The organism is Mariniflexile sp. (genome assembly GCF_052728615.1).
The window spans coordinates 1-21,179 of the sequence record NZ_JBFVFE010000066.1; the positions used below are offsets into that span (position 1 = coordinate 1).

Annotated in this window: 16 protein-coding genes and 3 pseudogenes; 12 read left to right on the top strand and 7 right to left on the bottom strand. The window is 35.5% G+C overall.

Annotated elements, in window-relative coordinates; translation table 11 throughout:
- Positions 1-78: 78 nt before the first annotated feature.
- Positions 79-291, bottom strand: a pseudogene (locus ACU1LP_RS16985) (YbaB/EbfC family nucleoid-associated protein); the annotation flags it as partial.
- Positions 292-368: 77 nt separating this feature from the next.
- Here ACU1LP_RS16985 and ACU1LP_RS16990 point away from each other — a divergent pair.
- The 3 genes from ACU1LP_RS16990 to ACU1LP_RS17000 all read left to right on the top strand — a co-directional run bounded on the left by ACU1LP_RS16990 (position 369) and on the right by ACU1LP_RS17000 (position 5,064).
- Positions 369-2,429: a S9 family peptidase gene (locus ACU1LP_RS16990; protein WP_445733624.1), complete on the top strand. Its 2,061-nt coding sequence runs from the start codon at positions 369-371 to the stop codon at positions 2,427-2,429.
- 81 nt (positions 2,430-2,510) lie between these two features.
- Complete coding sequence (locus ACU1LP_RS16995) at positions 2,511-3,551, top strand: PLP-dependent cysteine synthase family protein (protein WP_445733623.1); 1,041 nt, start codon at positions 2,511-2,513, stop codon at positions 3,549-3,551.
- Positions 3,552-3,804: 253 nt separating this feature from the next.
- Entirely contained in the window at positions 3,805-5,064 is a 1,260-nt protein-coding gene (locus ACU1LP_RS17000; RefSeq protein WP_445733622.1) for an aminotransferase class I/II-fold pyridoxal phosphate-dependent enzyme, read from the top strand.
- A 168-nt stretch (positions 5,065-5,232) separates the two neighbouring features.
- Here the strand turns inward: ACU1LP_RS17000 and ACU1LP_RS17005 are convergent, their stop codons facing one another.
- Both ACU1LP_RS17005 and ACU1LP_RS17010 read right to left on the bottom strand, forming a co-directional pair.
- A complete protein-coding gene (locus ACU1LP_RS17005; protein ID WP_445733621.1) occupies positions 5,233-6,351 on the bottom strand; it encodes a GTP cyclohydrolase in 1,119 nt (372 codons plus the stop codon).
- 17 nt (positions 6,352-6,368) lie between these two features.
- Complete coding sequence (locus ACU1LP_RS17010) at positions 6,369-7,370, bottom strand: transporter (protein ID WP_445733620.1); 1,002 nt, start codon at positions 7,368-7,370, stop codon at positions 6,369-6,371.
- A 157-nt stretch (positions 7,371-7,527) separates the two neighbouring features.
- On the opposite strand from ACU1LP_RS17010, the gene ACU1LP_RS17015 reads away from it, so the two are divergent.
- The 9 genes from ACU1LP_RS17015 to ACU1LP_RS17055 all read left to right on the top strand — a co-directional run bounded on the left by ACU1LP_RS17015 (position 7,528) and on the right by ACU1LP_RS17055 (position 17,845).
- Entirely contained in the window at positions 7,528-7,821 is a 294-nt protein-coding gene (locus tag ACU1LP_RS17015; protein ID WP_445733619.1) for a DUF4834 family protein, read from the top strand.
- Positions 7,822-7,851: 30 nt separating this feature from the next.
- Entirely contained in the window at positions 7,852-10,266 is a 2,415-nt protein-coding gene (locus ACU1LP_RS17020) for a YfhO family protein (RefSeq protein WP_445733618.1), read from the top strand.
- A gap of 83 nt (positions 10,267-10,349) precedes the next feature.
- Entirely contained in the window at positions 10,350-11,630 is a 1,281-nt protein-coding gene (locus ACU1LP_RS17025; protein WP_445733617.1) for a glycosyltransferase family 4 protein, read from the top strand.
- Positions 11,630-13,087 (top strand): oligosaccharide flippase family protein, encoded by a 1,458-nt coding sequence (locus tag ACU1LP_RS17030; RefSeq protein WP_445733616.1) that lies wholly within the window; start codon positions 11,630-11,632, stop codon positions 13,085-13,087. The genes ACU1LP_RS17025 and ACU1LP_RS17030 overlap by 1 nt, the downstream gene beginning before the upstream one ends.
- A gap of 101 nt (positions 13,088-13,188) precedes the next feature.
- Complete coding sequence (locus ACU1LP_RS17035; RefSeq protein ID WP_445733615.1) at positions 13,189-14,019, top strand: CvfB family protein; 831 nt, start codon at positions 13,189-13,191, stop codon at positions 14,017-14,019.
- Between the two features lie 3 nt (positions 14,020-14,022).
- The gene (mnmE, locus tag ACU1LP_RS17040; RefSeq protein WP_445733614.1) at positions 14,023-15,441 is read left to right on the top strand and encodes a tRNA uridine-5-carboxymethylaminomethyl(34) synthesis GTPase MnmE; all 1,419 of its coding nucleotides are present in this window, start codon (positions 14,023-14,025) and stop codon (positions 15,439-15,441) included.
- A gap of 262 nt (positions 15,442-15,703) precedes the next feature.
- Positions 15,704-16,060 (top strand): helix-turn-helix domain-containing protein, encoded by a 357-nt coding sequence (locus ACU1LP_RS17045; RefSeq protein ID WP_445733613.1) that lies wholly within the window; start codon positions 15,704-15,706, stop codon positions 16,058-16,060.
- A complete protein-coding gene (locus tag ACU1LP_RS17050; RefSeq protein ID WP_445736864.1) occupies positions 15,978-17,231 on the top strand; it encodes a tyrosine-type recombinase/integrase in 1,254 nt (417 codons plus the stop codon). The genes ACU1LP_RS17045 and ACU1LP_RS17050 overlap by 83 nt, the downstream gene beginning before the upstream one ends.
- A gap of 326 nt (positions 17,232-17,557) precedes the next feature.
- Entirely contained in the window at positions 17,558-17,845 is a 288-nt protein-coding gene (locus ACU1LP_RS17055) for a helix-turn-helix domain-containing protein (protein WP_445731888.1), read from the top strand.
- Between the two features lie 341 nt (positions 17,846-18,186).
- On the opposite strand, the pseudogene ACU1LP_RS17060 reads toward ACU1LP_RS17055, so the two are convergent.
- From ACU1LP_RS17060 to ACU1LP_RS17075, 4 genes and pseudogenes are all read right to left on the bottom strand, one after another.
- A pseudogene (locus tag ACU1LP_RS17060) lies at positions 18,187-19,373 on the bottom strand (GMC family oxidoreductase N-terminal domain-containing protein); the annotation flags it as partial.
- A 127-nt stretch (positions 19,374-19,500) separates the two neighbouring features.
- Positions 19,501-19,866 (bottom strand): annotated as a pseudogene (locus ACU1LP_RS17065) (discoidin domain-containing protein); the annotation flags it as partial.
- Between the two features lie 27 nt (positions 19,867-19,893).
- A complete protein-coding gene (locus ACU1LP_RS17070) occupies positions 19,894-20,478 on the bottom strand; it encodes a hypothetical protein (protein ID WP_445736865.1) in 585 nt (194 codons plus the stop codon).
- Positions 20,451-20,849: a hypothetical protein gene (locus tag ACU1LP_RS17075; RefSeq protein WP_445736866.1), complete on the bottom strand. Its 399-nt coding sequence runs from the start codon at positions 20,847-20,849 to the stop codon at positions 20,451-20,453. The genes ACU1LP_RS17070 and ACU1LP_RS17075 overlap by 28 nt, the downstream gene beginning before the upstream one ends.
- Between the last annotated feature and the right edge of the window lie 330 nt (positions 20,850-21,179).

Genomic DNA, 21,179 nt, shown 5'->3' on the forward strand with positions numbered 1-21,179 from the left:
ATGTTAATAAAATTACTTAAATTGTTAATGAAGCACTGTTTTATGCAAAACCGATATATTTGCTACTGATTAGTTACGAATTAAGTAATCTTCAAGTTGCTCCTTATCTTCAAGTAAACTTTCATCAATAGCAATAGATTTTATTTTTCTATTGGCAGTCAACGTGATTTTAAGTTTATTATCGTTGCTTTTTTCATCAATTAATACCGTATCCAAACGTTTTTTGGTTTCTTCAACCTTGCGTTGGGTCTCTTTGAGTTTACCCATCATCCCCATCATATCTCCAAACATAATTTTATAATTTTTAAATTCCTACAAAGCTATTTAATTTTTATATTTTTGTCCCTAAATTTAAGAATAAAAATTCATTGAAAAATTCCATCCAAGCGCCTCGGGCCGCTATAAAACCAAAAAAACTAATAAAACATAAAGACCTAAGAATAGATAATTACTATTGGTTAAACGATAAGGAAAACCCAGAAGTGATTGATTATTTGAATGCAGAAAACGCCTATACCAAGCAATTGATACAGCATACCGAAGCATTTCAAAAGGATTTGTTCGAGGAAATGAAAGGTAGAATTAAGGAAGATGACGCCTCGGTTCCTTATAAATTTAACGGTTACTGGTATATTACGCGTTTTGAAAAAGGGCAAGATTATCCTGTTTATACACGAAAAAAAGAGTCTTTAGAAGCTCCTGAAGAAGTGCTTTTTGATTGTAATGACATGGCTGAAGGTCTTGTTTTTTTCAATTTAGGAAGTATGTCCATAAGTCCAGATAATACCTTGGCGAGTTTTTCGACAGATACCGTTGGGAGAAGGCAATATACCATTCAAATTAAAAACTTGGTTACTGGCGAAGTTTTATCGGATAAAATTCCAAATACCACCAGCAGCTCTACTTGGGCCAATGATAATAAAACCTTGTTTTATTGCATGAAGGACGCATTGACCTTGCGTTCACATAAAATATTCAAACATAAACTGCATACTGAAACAACAGAGGATATTGAGGTTTTTTATGAAGCCGATGAAACCTTCAACACGTTTGTCTATAAATCAAAATCCAAGAAATACATCATTATTGGGTCTTCAAGCACGGTTTCTTCTGAATATCGGGTCTTAAATGCCGATACGCCCGATAGCGAATTTAAAATATTTCAAAAGCGTAAACGCGATTTGGAATATAGTATCGCACATTATAGAGATCATTTTTATATCATTTCAAATGGTGATGGTGCTACTAATTTTAAGTTGCAGAAAACCAGAGAAACCAAAACAGAAAAAAAATATTGGAAAGATGTTATTCCGTATAGAAAAGAAGTTTTGTTGGAAGATATTGAGATTTTTAAGGATTACTTAGTTGTAAATGAGCGTGAAAACGGACTGAACAACCTGCGGATAATGAGTTGGGACAAAAAGGAAGATTATTATTTGCCATTTGATAGCGAAACCTACACAACTTATATAGGGAATAACCCAGATTTTGATAGTGATGTGTTGCGTTATGGCTATAATTCCTTAACCTCGCCAAGTTCGGTGATTGATTACAATCTTAAAACGAAGCAAAGCACCATTAAAAAAGAACAAGAAGTTTTGGGTGGCACCTTTAAAAAAGAAAATTACGAATCCAAGCGCATTTGGGCTACCGCACGCGATGGGGTAAAAGTGCCCATGTCGTTGGTTTATAAAAAGGGCGTTGCTTTAGATGGTACAAGTCCGTTATTGCAATATGCCTATGGCTCTTATGGTTCAACCATCGATCCGTCGTTCTCAAGCATCCGGTTAAGTTTGTTGGATCGCGGATTTATTTACTGCATTGCACATATTCGCGGGGGTGAATATATGGGAAGGGATTGGTATGAAAACGGGAAACTGCTCCATAAATTAAACACGTTTTACGATTTCATAGATTGTTCAAAATATTTAATTGAACAAAAATATACGTCTGCAAAACATTTATATGCTTATGGAGGTTCGGCAGGAGGGATGCTCATGGGCGCCATTATCAATATGAACCCGGAATTATACCATGGTATTTTAGCAGCGGTTCCTTTTGTAGATGTGGTTACAACCATGCTCGATGACACCATTCCTTTAACAACGGGCGAGTATGACGAATGGGGAAACCCTAATAAAAAGGAATATTACCATTATATGAAATCCTATTCACCTTATGATAATGTTATAGCAAAAAACTACCCTAATATGTTGGTTACAACAGGGTTGCACGATTCGCAAGTGCAATATTGGGAACCTGCCAAATGGGTGGCAAAACTTAGGGAATTAAAAACCGACACCAATAAATTAGTATTGCATACCGACATGGATGCGGGTCATGGTGGGGCTTCCGGACGTTTTGAAAGTTTAAAGGAAGTAGCGTTGGAATATGCCTTTTTGTTAGATTTAGAAGGAATTCATGGTTAAATAAAAAAAAAGTTTTACTTTTGTCAGGTTTTAAGTTACAAATATTTTTACTAATATTACAGTAGCTTCTAAAAAGCATTTATGAAACACAGAAATCAAGTTTTTGATAATGTATTGGATTTAGTAGGCAACACACCGCTTATTAAACTTAATAAAGTCGCTTCAAAATTCAAGGGTACATTTTACGCAAAAGTAGAATCTTTCAATCCGGGACAATCCTCAAAAGATAGAATAGCAACCTATATAATAGATGAAGCAGAGCGAAAAGGAATTTTAACTCCAGGTTCAACCATTATCGAAACCACTTCCGGCAATACCGGTTTTAGTATAGCCATGGTAAGCATCATAAAAGGATATGATTGTGTTTTAGCGGTCAGTTCCAAATCTTCAGCAGATAAGATCGATATGCTAAAAACCATGGGGGCCAAGGTGTATGTGTGTCCAGCACATGTAAGTGCAGACGACCCGAGATCATACTACGAAGTTGCCAAAAGACTGCATAGTGAAATAAAAGGTTCTGTTTACATAAATCAATATTTCAATCAGTTAAATATTGATGCACACTACGCTTCTACAGGCCCGGAAATTTGGAAACAGACCGAAGGTAAAATTACACACTTAATAGCTTGTAGCGGTACCGGTGGCACCATTTCAGGTACTGCAAAATATTTAAAGGAACAAAACCCTAATATTAAAGTCATTGGTGTAGATGCTTTTGGTTCGGTAATCAAAAAGTACCATGAAACCAGAGAGTTTGATGAAAAGGAAATCTATCCGTATAGAATTGAAGGCTTGGGGAAAAATTTAATCCCTACTGCCACGGATTTTGACGTGATTGATGAATTTGTTAAAGTAACAGATGAGGAAAGTGCGCATACAGCAAGGGAGTTGGCAAGAACCGAAGGGTTGTTTGTGGGCTACACATCGGGCGCAGCCACCCAAGCCCTAAAGCAACTTGGGGAGCAAGGAGCGTTTAAAAAGGACGATTTTGTGGTGGTTATTTTCCCAGACCATGGGTCGCGTTATATGAGTAAAGTTTATAGCGATAAATGGATGCAGGAACAAGGCTTTTTTGACAGCATCAATGAAGCCGCGGCCCAAACTATTGAGTACATAAAATAATATAATTACTACATGATGCAGGAGATGATAATTGCTTTTAAAGCAAAAAGTCATCTCTTTTTTTATTTAGCAAATAATTGAACGGTAAAAATTATGTACAAACAATATAAATATTTAATTTTGCACGTACTGACTAAGGACTAAAAAAGCTTTCATTGAATTTTTTAAACACAGCGATGTGTTTTTTATATCTTATAAAGCCACTTCAAGTTTAAAGTTACGTCTTAATTTTAATAGCAATAAGGTTTAATAAATGAAAGATTTATTCGAAAAAATTTATAAAGACAAAGGTCCGTTAGGAAAATGGGCATCTCAAGCTGAAGGGTATTTTGTGTTTCCAAAATTGGAAGGGCAGATTTCCAACAGAATGAAATTTCAAGGAAAAGATGTTATTACTTGGAGTATCAATGATTATTTAGGATTAGCCAATCATCCAGAAATCCGTAAAGTAGATGCACAAGCTGCTGCCGATTATGGTTCTGCATACCCCATGGGCGCAAGAATGATGTCTGGACATACCAGTTTGCACGAAACACTTCAAAAGGAGTTAGCTGAATTTGTTAATAAAGAAGCTGCTTATTTGTTAAACTTTGGTTATCAAGGGATGGTATCCACTATTGATGCCTTGGTAAATAAAAACGATATTATTGTTTATGATGTGGATGCACACGCCTGTATTATTGACGGGGTGCGTTTGCACATGGGAAAACGATTTACTTATAAACATAACGATGTTGAAAGCTTAGAAAAGAACCTGGACAGGGCCACAAAAATGGCAGAACAAACTGGAGGAGGTATATTGGTTATTTCTGAAGGTGTTTTTGGAATGCGTGGAGAACAAGGAAGACTTAAAGAAATTGTTGCTCTTAAAAAGAAATATAATTTCAGGTTTTTGGTAGATGATGCCCATGGTTTTGGCACACAAGGTAAAACGGGTGCTGGAACCGGTGAGGAGCAAGGCGTTCAAGATGAGATAGATGTCTATTTTGCGACGTTTGCAAAATCTATGGCTGGAACAGGGGCTTTTATTGCAGGCGACAAAGAGATCATGGATTATTTAAAATACAATCTGCGTTCCCAGATGTTTGCAAAATCGTTGCAAATGCAACTCGTTGTTGGTGCTAGAAAGCGTTTGGAAATGCTTAAAACCATGCCCGAGTTAAAAAACAAACTTTGGGAAAATACCAATGCATTGCAATCAGGTCTTAAAGAAAGAGGTTTTGATATTGGCACCACCCAAAGTTGCGTAACCCCCGTATATTTAAAAGGCAGCATTCCCGAAGCGATGGCGTTGGTAAAAGATTTGCGCGAAAATTTTGGAATATTCTGTTCCATAGTGGTTTACCCAGTGATACCTAAAGGATTGATTTTATTGAGATTGATACCAACAGCTACACATACCTTAGAAGATATTAAAATGACTTTAGATGCCTTTGATGCCATTAGAACCCGACTGGAAAATGGTACGTACCGACGCTTGTCGGCATCTGTAATGGCCGCTATGGGCGAATAAACATAATTTTAGTTTTTTAAAAGTTTTTTATAAAACTAAAATCATTAATTACAAGTCCCTTCAATAAGTCCTCCCCTTTTTTCAAGGGGAGGTGCCGATAGGCGGAGGGGTCAATTTGCTAAAAGTTTATTATAACAAAAAAGAGCCGCAAATTGTGGCTCTTTTTTGTTATAAATCTTTTCTAAAAGTTTTTCTGCGTCTATAAACCTCTGGATCAAAATGTTTCCATATTTGGTGTATGGCATAATTGTCTTCCAATTCTGGTGTTCTAATGCAGGTCTCAATCCCTTTTTCAGTAAACGTGTTGTAATATTCATTAAAGATAACCGCATGTACGCCTTTGTTCTGATAGTCTGGATGGATGCCAATTAAATAGAAAATAACCTCCTTACTATGTTTTTTTGCATGAAGAATATGCCTGAATCCAAACGGAAACAGTTTCCCGTTCATTTTTTGAAGGGCTTTGGAAAAGGCGGGCATAACAATGGCAAAACCAATAAGATTGTCATCTTTATCAACTACAAATTTAATATATTCCGGATTTACAAAACTGATGAATTTCTTCTTGAAATAGGCTTTTTGAACATCGGTAATGGCCACAAAAGAGGACAATAGCGCATAGCTTTCATTAAACAAATCGAACATTTTGTCAACATACGGCATCACTTCCTCTGTTTTAGTGAATTCCAATGCTTTAAGTTGATAGCGTTTTTTTATAAGTTCCTGGGCTTTTAAAAAAAACTCGGGCTTTACATTTTTAAAAGGAAATCTACTTTCGGTATATGCCTTTTCAACCTTATAATTTGCAGCTTCATAATGTTTTACATAGTATGGATGGTTGTACCAAGTAACCATGGGGGCAATGGAATCAAACCCTTCGGTTATAACGCCTACTTTATCTAGATTCGAAAATCCTACAGGACCTTCAGAGAATACTAAATTATGCGATCTGCCTATGTCTTCAATCTTATTAAAGAGTGCTTTCGAAACTTCCAGATCATCAATAAAATCAAGCCAACCAAACCGCATTTTTTTCATGGTTGGGTTTTTAATTTCCAACGAATTGATGATGGCCGCTACCCGACCCACGATTTCCCCATTTTTGTAAGCCAAGAACAAGGTAGCTTCAGCATCATTAAAAACGGGGTTTTCCTTTTTATTGAATGTTTTCAATTCTTCGCTAATAATAGGAGGTACCCAATATTTTGAATCTTTATAGAGTTTAAACGGAAATTTCACAAAATCCTTTAAATCACTTTTGGTTTTTAGTTCTTTGATTGAAATCATTTATAATAGGGTGGCAGTTAATTGAATTTTTGTTCTTTTCTTTTTTGCTTTTTGTTGTAATCATCCATAACCTCCGTGGATTTTTTCGATTTGTTTTTATTGGATGTTCTTTCTCCTTCATCTTTGGCTGGAGTGCCATTGTCTATTTTTTTATCCTTATGGAAATCCAATCGATAGGACATGCCGAAATTAACACCAAATACAGAGGGTGTATCTTTGGTGTTGAACGTTGCAGCGGCATCTAATTGAAAATTTTTGCTCCATAAATAACCGCCGCCAAATCTAAAAAGATTGTCCGCATAAAAATCACTTTTGATGCCTTGTGTCTCGCCAAAAACTACCCATTTCTGATTTAAAGAATGCGTTAAGGTTAAGATGTACTGAAAATCAGATTGGTCCGTACCTATTCTGTCCTTAATAAAATTCATGACAAATACCCAGCCGCCGCTAAAATTATGTTGCGTTGCAATCATGAATTTCGGACTAAAGCCTTCAATTCCCGCTGCGGTGTAGGGATTGTTTTGAGTATCATAATTAGCACCTGCATATATGGATATGGCGGGAATTAAGGTTTTCCACTTAAAACGGTGGTTGGCTTTCCAACTGTATAGGTTTGGTTTTTCATCTTCAGAATTCTTGTAAGGGTCATAAAGCAAATACTTGGCACCAACGGTGAGGAATTTAAAATTAGCACGGTTATCTTCGACGGAAATATTCGAGGTATATGTTTTGGTGTCACTTTGAAAAGTACCTTCAACATTCAATTCCAATTCTTCAAACAACAACCCATAACGTGTGGCAAAATCAATACCAAATCCAGAAACATCATACTTCAAAGGAGTGTGTGTTTGCTTGATCATATACGGGCCCACCTCAAATTGGGCCACATTGGTGCCCACTGAAAAGGCGCTTCTTGAAACCCCGGGCCTGTTGGAATTGATGACATCGGTGTACTGGGCAAAAGTGTTGTAGGTTGTTAATAAAAGTACAATGAATAGGGTAGATTTGATGGGGTTCATAATTCTATATTTGGTTATCGTAAATCAATGGATTTACGGATTTTTAAATAAAAAGCAAGTTAAGGCTGTTCAAATATAGATATTTTATGCTTTTTTTATCAATTTTCAACGTTTTTTAAACGTACAGAATTGTATTTTTGTATAAAAATTAATTTTTATGTTACAACAAGCATCTGTAACTGGTTTTGTTAGAATAGTTTTAATCATAATCGTTATTTATTATGGAGTTAAGGTTCTATCAAGGCTTTTTGCGCCTCTACTTATAAAATATGTTGCCAAAAAAGCGGAACAAAAGTTTGGCGGACATTCCGATAGCTATGGGAACCAACAAAGACCCCAACAACAACAACAGCCAAAAAAAGAAGGTGAAGTAACCATAGATAAAATGCCAAACACAAAAACTTCAAATAAAGATGTTGGTGAATATGTGGATTACGAAGAAATTGACTAATTTCACATCCATTCTTTTTAATATCATTACATGCAGTTTTCAATAAAAAAGCTTCTTCCGCATTTCCTGGTTATACTGGGTTTTGTAATAATTTCATTAGCCTATTTTAATCCGGTTTTAAAGGGGAAGGAAATTTTCCAAAGCGATATCATGCAATATATTGGCATGAGCAAGCAACAAAACGATTTTAGAGAGGCTACAGGCGAGGAAACCTATTGGACCAATAGTGCTTTTGCAGGCATGCCAACCTATCAATTGGGCGCCAAATACCCACATAACTACATTAAAAAACTGGATTTAACACTGCGGTTTTTACCCCGGCCTGCCGATTATTTGTTTTTGTATTTATTTGGTTTTTACATTCTTTTATTGGTTTTAAAAGTCGATTATAAACTCGCAACCATTGGCGCATTTGCTTTTGGTTTTTCTACCTATTTAATCATAATTTTGGGGGTTGGGCACAACAGTAAAGCACATGCCATAGCCTATATGCCGTTGGTGCTGAGTGGCATTCTACTCACGTTTCAACGGAAGTATATTGCTGGTTTTTTACTTACAACGGTTGCCATGGGCTTGGAAATAGTTGCCAATCATTTTCAAATGACGTATTATTTAATGCTGTTGGTCATTATTTTAGGAATTGCGTATTTAATTGATGCTTACAAAAAGAACCTATTGCCTCATTATTTTAAATCGGTTGGAATTTTAGTGGCTGCTGTAATTTTGGCGATTGCTTTAAACGCAACCAGCGTACTTGCAACCAAAGAATATGTAAAAGAAAGCATCCGTGGAAAAAGTGAGCTGACCATAAACCCTGATGGCTCGCCAAAGGAAATGACTTCGGGTTTGGATAAAGATTATATTACCCAGTTTAGTTATGGCTATTGGGAAACGTTTAATTTGTTTATTCCTCGCTTTTTGGGAGGAGGCAACGGTGAGGATGTCGGTAAAGATTCGGCAACCTACGAAGCCTTTAGGCAGTTAGGCGCCACCACCTCGCAAGCATTTCAAGAATCGAAACGCGCACCCATGTATTGGGGCGACCAACCTATTGTGGAAGCACCTGCATATATTGGAGCGGTTGTTTTGTTTTTGTTTGTTTTTGCTTTATTCTTGGTAAAAGGACGCTTAAAATGGTGGCTAGTTGGAGGTTCTTTGTTTTCATTATTATTGTCCTACGGAAAAAACCTCGGGTTTTTAACCGATTTTTTTATTGATTATGTACCACTTTATAACAAATTTAGGGCTGTAACTTCCATTCAGGTGCTTTTGGAATTGTGCATTCCTGTGTTGGCAATTTTCGGATTGGTACGGTTATTTAATAATTTTGAGAAGAAAGAGGAAAAACTAAAGGCTTTAAAATACGCTTCTATAATTACTGGCGGACTTGCTTTGGTGTTTTTGCTTTTCAAATCGTCATTATTTGATTTTGTTGGTGTTAACGATGGTTTTTACCGCCAAAGTTACGGACCAGAATTTGTTGATGCCCTTATAGAGGATAGAAAGGCCATTTTTACGATGGACACCTTAAGAACATTGGTTTTGGTAGTGCTTTCGGCAGGTGTTATCTATTTGTTTTTAAAGAACAAACTTCAAGAAAAATGGGTCATTGTCTCTTTTGGGGCACTTATTCTTTTTGATTTGGTAGGCGTTGATAGACGTTATGTGAACAATGATGATTTTGTATCGGCCATTCAGGTAAACCAACCTTTTGAAGCCAATGCAGCAGATAAAGAGATTTTAAAGGACACAGGCTATTACCGGGTTTTCGATTTAGTGGGAGGCGCCGCAAAACCATCCTATTTTCATAATTCATTAAACGGGTATAATGCAGCTGAATTAAAACGCTACAGCGATGTGTTCGATTTTTATGTGTCGAAAAACAATATCAACGTTCTTAATATGTTGAACACCAAATATTTGATTGCACAAGATGATAAAGGAAATGTATTTCCTTACCCTAATGAAGATGCCAATGGCCATGCTTGGTTTGTAAAAGAATTGAAACGTGTTGGTTCTGCTAACGAGGAAATTAAAGCGTTGGATAGTTTGGACACTAAAAACAAAGCGGTTTATACCAGTCAAAAGGGATTTGATAATGGGATAAACAGTTATCAAGTTGGTTCGTTAGCAACCATAAAATTGGTTTCATACAAGCCAAACTATCTAAAATATCAATCGAATAATTCAAATAAAGGGTTTGCTGTGTTTTCTGAAATCTATTATAAAAGCGGTTGGAAAACGTTTATAGATGGAAAAGAAGCAAGCCATATACGTGTTAATTACACCTTGAGGGGCATGGAACTGCCCGCCGGAAAGCATACGATTGAATTTAAGTTCGACCCAGATGTTGTAAAAACAGGAAGCCGTATTGCGTTGGCAAGCTCTATTTTACTTGGGTTGTTATTGCTTGGTGGTTTGTTTTATGGGTTTAGGCAGAAATAGTTGAAGTTCCTGCGAAAGCAGGAATCCATTTTATAATATTTTAGTTTCAATCATAAGATTCCCGCCTGCGAGGGAATGAGAAAATGAGCAAAAAAAAAGCACTCATAATAACCTATTATTGGCCACCAGCAGGAGGTCCAGGAGTGCAACGTTGGTTGAAATTCGTAAAATATTTGCCAGATTTCAATATAGAGCCCATTGTTTACATTCCAGAAAACCCAAGTTACCCCTTAATTGATGAAAGTTTAAACTCTGAAGTTCCTGAAAGCGTAACGATTTTAAAACAACCTATTAAAGAGCCATATAAATTAGCCGGTCTGTTTTCTAAAAAATCCTCAAAAACCATTAGTAAAGGCATTATTTCTGAGGGAAAAAAGCAAAATCTTATTGAAAAAGCAATGCTTTATGTGCGTGGAAATTATTTTATTCCCGATGCCCGAATCGGGTGGGTCAAGCCTTCTGTGGAATTTCTTTCAGAATATATCCAAAAAGAAAATATTGGAACCATCATCACAACAGGCCCACCACACAGTCTGCATCTTATTGGTTTGCAATTGAAAGAACGGTTGGGAGTGAAGTGGATTGCCGATTTTAGAGACCCATGGACGACCATTGGATACCATAAGCAACTAAAACTGACCGAATCTTCAAAAGCAAAGCACAAAACATTGGAAAAGCAGGTTTTAACTACTGCCGACCAAATAATAGTGACCAGTTTCACGACTAAAAAAGAGTTTCAGCAATTGACCCAGCAGCCCATAGAAGTCATTACCAATGGTTATGACAAGGAATCGGTTGATGCTTTTCAGATGGATTCAAGGTTTACCCTGTCGCATATTGGGTCGTTATTATCCAAAAGAAATCCAGAAATCTTATGGAAGGTTTTAAGCCAATTGATTGCTGAAAATGATTCGTTTTCAAAAGATTTTCAGCTTAATTTTATTGGGTTTGTGAGTGATTCCGTGCTTCATTCCGCAAAAAAATATAATTTAAGTAGCTATATAAATAATGTTGGATATGTATCACATAAAGAGGCTATTATGTTTCAAAGAAAATCTCAATTATTGTTGTTGGTGGAAATAAATTCGGAAGAAACCAAGTGTATCATCCCTGGCAAATTATTTGAGTATATGGTTTCAAACAGACCAATCATTGCCATGGGCCCAAAGGGTTCTGATGTCCAAAAAATAATCACGGAAACCAATACAGGCAACTACTTTAATTATGAAGACCAGGATTCTTTAAAAAGAAGTATCTTAGAGCACTATAAGGCATTTCAAAATAACGCTTTACAGATATATCCAATTGGATTGCAAAAGTATAGTAGAAAATCGCTGACTGAAGCCTTGTCGAAATTACTATAATGGGAATTGTAACCAACCAATCTTTTAAAAACACCGTGTTCACGTACCTAGGTTTTGGCATAGGGGCACTTAACACTTTGTTTTTATATACCTATTTTATTAGCGATGTGTATTATGGTCTAGTGGCATTTTTAATGAGCACCGCCAATATTATCATGCCACTTATGGCTTTTGGAGCCCACAATACCATTATAAAATTCTATGCTGCTTTTAAAACCAAAAACTCGTTAAATAGTTTTTTGACCTTGATGCTTTTTTTGCCGTTGGCGCTTATCATTCCAATTGGTTTTATAGGTTTTTTTACTTATGGAGCCATTGGTGAATTGCTGTCCCAAAAAAACACCATTGTAAAAGATTATGTATGGTACATATACGTTACCGCCATGGCGATGGCCTACTTTGAGGTGTTTTTTGCTTGGTCCAAAACCCAACTGCAAACGGTTTTTGGCAACTTTATGAAAGAAGTATTCCATAGAGTGGGTGTGATGCTACTTTTGTTTGCGGTTTATTTTAAATGGATAGACGTAGAGCAGTTTGTTGTTGGAGTGGTGGTTTTGCACATCATCCGCACGATAATTATGCAATTATATGCGTTTAGCGTGAAATTTCCTGTTATTAAATTTTATAAGATTGAAGGCTTGAGCGCTATTTTGAAATATTCAGCATTAATCATCATCGCAGGTTCTATTGCCACTGTTATTTTGGATATCGATTCGTTTATGCTGGGATTATACATTCCCATTCAAGAAGTAGCGTATTACGGGGTGGCCATTTATATTGCTACGGTTATTGTCGTGCCTTCGCGTTCTATGCAACAAATACTTCAACCGTTAACAGCGCAATATTTAAACGATAAAAACCAAGTGGCCCTTAAAGATTTATACGTAAGAAGTTCGCAAACCTTGTTCATTATAGGCGGATTTATTTTCCTCATTATTTTAATCAATATCAATGCGCTTTATATGTTGATTCCTAAACAGTTTAGTGGCGGATTGCTGGTGGTTTTTTTAGTGGGCATTGCAAAACTGTACGATTGCTTAATGGGTTGTAACAATGTAGTGTTGTTTAATAGCGATTATTACCGAGTGGTGTTATTGTTTGGTGTTATCTTAACGGTGTTGACGGTAATTCTTAATATATTGTTTATCCCCATGTTTGGTATAAATGGTTCAGCTTTTGCGACATTTTTGGCCATTTCAATATATAATACCATTAAAATTTACTTTGTGAAGGCTAAGTTTAATATGACACCTTTTGATAGAAATACAGGCGTGGTTTTAACATTGATTGTTGCCTGTGCCTTATTTTTTTATTTTTGGGAATTTCCGTTTCATCCCATAATCAATATTGCATTAAAAACATTTTTGGTGACTATAATCTATGTTTTGTCTATTTTGAAATTGGATGTTTCGCAAGATATTTCGGTAATGATCAGGAAGTATTTCAGGCTTCGGTAAGTTTTCAAATGGGCTTTTTCCCCTATAACCTATTTTATGCCTTTGCGCGCGCCTAATGCATTTATTTAAAAACCTAAGATGAATATTATTATCTTTGCGGCATGATAAAAATTGGGCGAATTAACACATTGGAAATACTTCGTGAAACAGATCATGGGGCATATTTAGTTGATGATGAGGAGAATGAGGTTTTATTACCTAACCGCTATGTGCCGGAAACTTTTAAAATTTGGGACAAATTGGACGTTTTTGTGTATTTGGATAATGAAGAAAGGCCCGTTGCCACTACCGATATGCCCTATATTAAGGTTGGGGAGTTTGCGTTGTTGCGCTGTAATGCCGTTACCGAATATGGCGCTTTTTTAGATTGGGGCTTGGTAAAGGAACTGTTTTGTCCGTTTAAGGAGCAAGCCTTTAGCATGAAACCTAAAGGCTGGTATTTGGTGTATTGCTATTTGGATGAAAAAACGGGCAGGCTAGCGGCTTCCAGTAAAACCAATAGCTTTTTGGACAATAAAGTGCTTACGGTTAGTGAGTTTGACGAGGTGGATTTGATCGTGTCGCATCCATCGGACATTGGTATGAACGTTATTGTAAACAAAATACACGCAGGTTTAATTTATAAGGATAGCATTTTTACGGATTTAAGCGTCGGCGATAGGTTAAAGGGTATTGTTAAAAAGATTCGTCCAGGAAATAAATTGGATATTGCCCTTGGGCAAATAGGGTATAGAAACATTGAACCGAATGCCGAACGTATCCTGCACGAACTTCACGACAATAGTGGGTATTTGAATTTGACCGATAAATCGAGTCCTGAAGCCATTAAGGAAATGCTTCAAATGAGCAAAAAGAATTTCAAAAAAGCCATAGGGTCTTTGTATAAACAAAAACAAATTGACCTTAAACCTGATGGTATTTATTTAGTTTAATCCATGATTTACCACGATACCATCGTCGCATTGGCAACACCCTCGGGCGCGGGTGCCATTGCTGTTGTTCGGTTGTCTGGAAACGATGCCATTTCTATTGCGGATAGTTGTTTTAAATCTGTAAAAAGCCAAAAGTCGCTTAGCGACCAAAAAACACATACCATTCATTTAGGGCATATTATGGATGGAAAAAAAACCATTGACGAGGTGTTGGTGTCGGTTTTTAAAAATCCGAATTCCTATACTGGCGAACATGTGGTGGAAATTTCGTGCCATGGTTCCAATTATATCCAACGGGAAATCATACAATTATTTCTTCGGAAGGGTTGCAGAATGGCAACGGCAGGCGAGTTTACCCTGCGTGCTTTTTTAAATGGAAAACTGGATTTAAGTCAAGCCGAGGCAGTTGCCGATTTGATTTCTTCGGATAACGAAGCAAGCCATCAAATAGCGATGCAACAAATGCGTGGTGGGTTTTCATCTGAAATAGCAAAGCTTAGAGAAGAACTTTTGAATTTTGCATCCTTAATTGAACTGGAACTGGATTTTGCCGAGGAAGATGTGGAGTTTGCGGACAGAACCCAGTTTAAGGATTTAACAGAGCGCATCAGTTTTGTTTTAAAACGATTGATAGATAGTTTTGCGGTGGGGAATGTGATAAAAAATGGTATTCCCGTAGCCATTGTGGGCGAGCCAAATGTTGGGAAGTCCACCCTTTTAAATGCTCTTTTAAATGAAGAGCGCGCCATCGTTTCAGAAATTGCAGGCACCACGCGGGATACTATTGAGGATGAGATTTCCATTGGAGGAATTGGTTTTAGATTTATTGATACTGCAGGGATTAGAGAAACCAAAGATGTGGTTGAGAGTATTGGTATTAGAAAAACCTTCGAGAAGATTGAACAAGCGCAGGTGGTAGTTTACATAAGTCCCAGCCCCCTAGCCCCCAAAGGGGGAATCTCCTCTGACGCGCTAAAGGAAATTAAAAAAATTAAAAATAAATATCCGCTTAAAAATCTTATTATAGTTTTCAATAAGATGGATATGCTTTCTGAAGAAGACATTCAAAACCTTAAATCGTCTTTGGTAAATCGTAAATCTAAAATAGAAAATGTCCAATTTATTTCTGCCAAAACGGGTCAAGGGGTTCAAGAATTTAAAGATACTTTGCTCGATTTTGTAAATACAGGCGCTTTACGCAATAATGACACTATCGTAACAAATTCAAGACATTACGACTCTTTATTAAAAGCTTTGGATGAAGTGGACAATGTAAAGCATGGACTGGAATCTGGTTTGTCCGGAGATTTATTGGCGATTGATATTAGGCAGGCACTTTATCATTTTGGAGAGATAACCGGGGAGATTACCAATGATGATTTGTTGGGTAATATTTTTGCTAATTTCTGCATCGGCAAATAGATTCCCATTTTATTTGATGCTAATTGATGTTAAATACCACTAAATCAATTATTTGTATTTTTTCATTTTTCTGAACCTTTCTTATTTTTACTTATTTTTGTTCAATTTTTACACCATTTTTACAACTTTATGGATTATATTTATGTCATGGTGTAAATTTTACACCATATCTTGGTAATTTCTCCAAAAATGTCAACTAGGGTTGCTTAAAGCTTCTTATAGCTATTTAGAACTGCCAAGGACTCTTTAAAATTTAATTTCTATGAGTACCAATATCTATGTTCAAAGAATTTGTGAATACTGTAAAGTGGAATTTACAGCAAGAACAACCAAAACTCAATATTGTTCCCACAAATGCAACAGTAGGCATTATAAAGAAAAATCTAAAAAGGCTAACATTTCAAAGAGTAATAATGAAACTGTCGAGAAAATTACTTTGGAGGTTCAAAAAATAAGAATGTTGGATTATTTGACTGTAAAGGAAGTTTCGGTTCTATTAAGATGTTCCGAAAAAACAGTATATAGAAATATCAAGAATGGTAACATCAAAGCGATTAACTTTGGAGAAAGGAATATCAGGGTTAAACGCTCCCATATCGACGAGCTTTTCAAGTCATAACCAATTTAGTTTAACTTTTGATAAACAACAAGTCATGAAAATAAGTCTAAAAAAAAGAAAACTTACATCTGGACGCTACAGTTTATATTTGGAATATTACAATGGCTATTCTATCGATAACAAAGGTAAGACCATCCATGACCGTAGTTTTGAGTATCTACAACTATATCTTCATCAAAATCCATCTAACGCAGCAGAAAAAACTGAAAATAAAGAATCATTACAACTTGCAAAAAATATTCTAACGCTTAAAAAAGCGGCGTTAATTAAGGGTAAATTCAATATTGAGGACAACAATAAAGGAAAAGTTTTATTATTGGATTATTATAACAAGCTCAAGGAAGATAGGAATGAAAGTAAAGGTAATTATGACAATTGGGAGGCTGCCCTAAAACATTTAGAACGCTATTGTCCGGCGCACCTTTCACTTAAAGAGGTGGATGAAAAGTTTTTAAAGGGGTTTAAAAAATATCTTGATAAAAAAGCTCTGACTAATGGAGATACGCTATTATCCCAAAACACCAAATATACCTATTTCAATAAACTGCGAGCGGTATTAAGGGAAGCATATGTTGGAGGCTATTTAAATGTTGATGTGGTAAAATCAGTCAAAGGTTTTACTCAAGGCGAATCTACCAGAGAATACCTAACACATTCTGAATTACAAGCATTAAGTGAAACGACATGTAAACATGCCGTTTTAAAACAAGCTTTTATATTTAGTTGTCTTACGGGACTTCGTTGGAGTGATATTAATAAATTAAAATGGTCTGAAGTAAGAGAAGAGGAAGAAAATTATCGAATAATCTTCAGACAGAAAAAAACAGATGGAATTGAATATTTATATATTTCACAACAGGCTAGAGACTTATTAGGCGAAAGAGGTGGTAATAATGATAAAGTTTTTAAAGGCCTCAAGTATGGAGCTCATTTTAATGCAGAAATTTTAAAGTGGTGTATGCGAGCTGGTATTTCTAAGCACATTACATTTCATAGTGCTAGACATACAAATGCCGTACTATTATTAGAAAATGGCGCTGATATTTATACGGTTTCAAAAAGGCTAGGGCATAAAGAGATAAGGACGACCCAGATTTATGCTAAAATAATTGATACTAAAATGAAAGAGGCTGCAAACAGCATTCCTGCTTTAAAAATTTCTAATATTTAAAATTTCTGCGTTTTCAAATCCCACCATTTACCAAAATCCTTGATTTCCATTGTTAATAACTCAAAAACTGCATTAAAATGTCAGTTTTTTGTACATTAAATTTGTTGCCATTTGTATTCATCTGACCCCAAAAAAAAATTACGTGCCAAAAATGCCAATAATTTTGACCTAGTTTGGTTTAATTTGTTGTATATCAATTATTTGTGTATAACTAAACTATTTTATTTTTTCTTTCAACAGCCACATTTTCTACCTTTATTTCCATAATCCCATAAGGGAAAGCAAAAGCGCTTTTGTTCATTTTATTAATCTAAAAAACAATAAAAATGGACACTATTTTAATTCTTGAACGACTGGATCGTCTGGAAAAACTACTCATAGGTAGCAAAGAGGTCTTGACCTTTGATGAAGCTAGTGACTACACAGGCATATCCAGAAGCTACTTATATAAACTAACAGCTTCGGGAAGAATACCACACTCTAAACCCAATGGAAAAATGCTCTTTTTCGAGAAAAGTAAACTCGTGGAATGGTTACTACAAAATAGACGTAAATCTAAAAATGAGATTGAAGCGGAAGCCATTGCATACACTTTTAGAAATAAAAGAAGCTAAAGAAATCCAATTTCCAAAAACATTTTTTTAATTAAATGGCAACACTTTTTGCCGTTTGCTAGACTGTATAACATGGCATCAACAAACAATGGGCTTTACCTAGTTAAAGACCCCAAAAAGAAAACAATTTATGATTATACCTATGAATATCTATGTTCGAAATATGATATTTTTTATAATGAAATATCACATGATTTTCAGATATCATTGAAAGGGAAAAAAACATGGCATTATCTCAATGTGAACTCTTTAATTATAGAGTTGGCTAAAGCAGGAGTTGATATTAGTTCCGCTAAGCTTGAGATCTTGATTAAGTCAGAACTTATCAAGAAACACAATCCTATAAAAGAGTGCCAATTACCTCTACTTGCCGAACCCTGAAAAGAATAGCCCCTTAAGAATTCTTTTTTAGAATCACTATCACCAAGATTTTGAAAGCGAGGAATATGAAAACTTGCAGGACGGTTATTTATATATTTTATACCTTCAAAACCATTGTATTCTGCTGTAGCGCCTACTTTGAAGTGATGATCCATTAAGTTGTGTCCTAACTCACCACAATCATTGCCAAGTCCATTAGGAAATCGTTTGGATTTGGACTGCATTAAAATACTAGTAGAAGCAATAGTAGAAGCACAACAAAAAATAACTTTAGCATTAAAAATCAATTTTTCTTTAGTTATCGCATCAATCACTTTAACACCAGTGGCTTTTTTTTGTCATCATCATAAATGATTTCATAAGCTATGGAATTTGGTCTTAAAGTCATATTTCCAGTACTATTGGCTGCTGGTAAAGTTGAAGAATTGCTACTAAAATATCCTCCCAATGGACAACCTCTCATGCAACGGTTTCTATAAGCACAAGTATGCCTGTTTTTATGATAATTTTCTCCTGTTATATTAGCAAATCTTCCAATGGTTAAATGTCTGTCTTTATATAAATTTTTAATTTTATTTTTGAATTCTTTTTCAACACAATTTAGTTCCATTGGGGGAGAAAAATAGCCATCTGGTAATTGTGGTAAATTTAAAGACTCACCACTAACTCCAATAAATTTCTCAATGTGCGTGTACCATGGCTCTATGTCTTTATAGCGTATAGGCCAATCAACGGCAATATCTTCTTTTTTGTTGGCATTAAAATCTAAATCACTAAGCCTTAAAGCTTGTCTTCCCCAAGTTAGGGAACGCCCACCAACATGGTAACCTCTTATCCAATCAAATCTTTTGGTTTCGTTATATGGGTGTTCTAAATCGTTAACAAACCAATGATTGTGAGCTTGATTTTGTACAAACCCGGTCCTGACTTGCTTAAACTGTTTTTCTAATTCTTCAGTAGAAAGCCTTCCTCTAAAATCCATTTCATAAGGATCTAAATCTGCAGTTTTATAATCTTTACTGTGCTCTACATTTCTTCCCCTTTCGAGCACCAGTGTTTTAAGCCCACCTTCACAAAGTTCCTTGGCGGCCCATCCACCAGAAATCCCAGTACCAATCACTATGGCATCAAAATCATGGTTTTTCATTGGATGTAATTATTTTCAAAATATTTTATATTAAAAACACTCCTATTTTAATAATCTACAAAATTAGATTGAAAACAGGAGTATTTAATTTCTTCTAAGAAAACCAAATAATATTCCCTAATAGGTTTTAATAGCAGTAAAATTCTGCTAAAGATGCAAATCTATTTCCATCATTAGAAGTTTTAGCAATGATTTTAAAATATCGAAACGTAGCTTGATTATCTAGTGTAATATTTTGAACATTACTTGAATTAAGTAGTGTGAAATTACCAAGGCTACTCCATGTTGTGTTATCTTCACTAGTCAGTATCTCAATGTCTTTTATGGATCTGCTTAAATTTTGTCTTTGCGTAAATGCAAAACCATTAACTGTTATCATAGCATCTGTATCAATAGAAATATTATAAGGATAATTATCATTTGTACACGCTCCACTATAACATGAATGCCAGTATGTATTTTTATCATTATCCAAAATAGCATTAGCTAAACCTGTATTTTCTCCTCCACTAGAGTGTTCTTAATTAAAACTAACAACACGCCATTTTGATTTGTTTAAGTATTCTTTTTCACCTAAATCTATAACAGGAATACCATTTAGAAATTTATAACCATATGAAGTATATGTAGTGTTTCCCGATGCGTGATTAAATCCAATTCTTAAAACGTATTGTGAATCTCCAGTTTCAAAAAGCTCATTTATTGGCATAATGGCATTAAATGTATTGTTAGCTCCAACTTTTATAGACCATGATACTGCATCATAAGAGTCTTTTGCAGAAGCTGGATCATGGTAAATATTTATACTATTTACTGGGGAATCGGTTGTAAATGCTCCAGAAATATCAATATTTCCATTAGCGTATATTGCGTTTAACTCAGTAATTGTGGCATTACTACTAGTATAAAACTGAGTGTCTACATTGTTGAACACTTGATTGTTATTTAATATAGCGCAACTTGCCTTTGTTAAAAAAGTGGGGTCTTTCCCGTATGTGTAGTTTCCGTTAGCCATTAATGCAGTACCTCTACTGCCTGAAGAAGCATCAGATTTTTTTTGTTTATTGTGAGGTAAATTTAAACCATGCCCAAGTTCATGAAGCATACACCAATATATACTGTTGCGTCTCTACTTACTCCTAAGTTTTTAACATCCATATCATTATAGTCTAAGGCATAGCACCACCTACCACCTCCATAGTATGGTGCATCTGCAGTTTTAGGATCATCAACAGGATACGTTACTAAAAAATGATCGCCAGATTTTTCGTTAGGGTTTTTTACAAAATATTCTTTAATCTCTGCTTTCATTGAAGCACCACCTCCATCAGATGGGTAACTAGCAAGACCATATTTGGCATTTATGAAGGTTACCTTAACGCGCTGCTTTTCTTTATCTACCAGAAGCCCAAATGTTTTTTCTCCAAAGCCATATTCCATCATATACTTTTTGTAAAATGCTTGGCCACTCAACATAATTTCGCTTATTCTCCTATGTGCGTCTTTTCTAATAGGTGTATCTTTTGGTACAAAATAAACCACATTTAGATTATAATTAGTCGGCGAAGTGTAATTATAATTCTCTTGTGGCACCTCATCATCTTCTTTTACTTCTTCTTCAATGACTTGTTTTTGATCAGTCTCGTCAGTTTTAGAACAATTGAAAATGATTAATGAGAATGTAAGTAGTAGGATACTTTTAAATAAATTTATAGGTATAAGCGTTTAGGGGTGCACGACAAATTTCCCTAAAACTGGAATCTTGACCTGCAAGTCCCGATGGCAATCGGGATTGAAAACCTTGTA